Source organism: Thermobrachium celere DSM 8682, from assembly GCF_000430995.1.
Classification (GTDB): domain Bacteria; phylum Bacillota; class Clostridia; order Clostridiales; family Caloramatoraceae; genus Thermobrachium; species Thermobrachium celere.
In genome coordinates this window covers 1-556 of record NZ_HF952005.1, presented here as the reverse complement: position 1 = coordinate 556, position 556 = coordinate 1, and the positions used below count along the sequence as shown (strand labels likewise).

The following is a 556-nucleotide window of genomic DNA, read 5'->3' as shown; positions in this document are numbered from 1 at the left end:
AGAAAGTAGATAAAATAGCTGAATCTGTAATAATAAAAGAGGGGAAGGGAAATAGGATAAGACAAAAAATTAGTACACTAACTTTAAATCCTTTAACAGGCATACCAATTTTAATTATGGTACTGTATTTAATATTTAAAGTAATTGGTGTTTGGGTTGCGGGAGATGTGGTTGGTTTTACTGAAGAAAAAATAATGGCTCATCCAAGATTTGAAACACCCGAAGGAGAGCAAGCTCAAGTAGATTGRAAGGAGGAGATTAAGCTAACTTCAAAATATGGGGAAGAATATATTATCAATGTTTTAACTTTAAACTTGGTTTTTCAAGGTATTGTTACTTTGAATTAAGAGAAACTAAGACTCAACAAGATCTGTTTGAATGCTTAATTAATGCATTTAAAACAATAGGAGGTGTTCCAAAGTCGATACTCTTTGATAACATGAAGACTGTAGTTGATATAGAAAATGGCAGGATAAAGGTAAATAATAAAATGAAGGCATTTGCTGATGATTTTGGTTTCAAAATTCTTTTATGTAAACCAAGACATTCATTTACC

Annotated in this window: 1 pseudogene; it reads left to right on the top strand. The window is 30.8% G+C overall.

Annotation, left to right across the window (positions count from 1 at the left end):
* Window positions 1–182: 182 nt before the first annotated feature.
* Window positions 183–556, top strand: a pseudogene (locus tag TCEL_RS13045) (DDE-type integrase/transposase/recombinase); the annotation flags it as partial.